General features: G+C 60.6%; 1 pseudogene. It reads right to left on the minus strand.

Features of this window, described 5'->3' with window-relative positions:
- Nucleotides 1-141: 141 nt before the first annotated feature.
- Nucleotides 142-368 (minus strand): annotated as a pseudogene (locus A6X21_RS10765) (ABC transporter ATP-binding protein); the annotation flags it as partial.

The raw sequence follows: 368 nt of genomic DNA on the forward strand, positions 1-368 counted from the left end.
AGCTCAGCATCACCAGCGGCATCATGGTGCGCATGCCAGCCACCAATCCGATTGCAAACGCCTGCAGCACAAGCATCGTTCGTTGTTCTCCCTATGTGACGTGTGGAACCACCATACCCCAGCTTTCGGTTCCGGCTTTTATTAATTTGCCCGGTCCGGACGCAAACCACCCTCATGCAGACGCAGCACGCGATCGCACCGCCCGGCAAAGTCGAGATTGTGGGTGACCAGCACCGAGGTCAGCCCGTGTGCCCAATGCAGCTTATGGATCAGCCCGAAGACCACTTCGCCGGTGCGGTTATCCAGGTCGCCGGTCGGCTCGTCGGCAAACAACAGCTTCGGCTCCGTAACCAGCGCCCGCGCCAGGG

Origin of the sequence: Planctopirus hydrillae (genome assembly GCF_001707835.1) — a bacterium.
GTDB lineage: Bacteria > Planctomycetota > Planctomycetia > Planctomycetales > Planctomycetaceae > Planctopirus > Planctopirus hydrillae.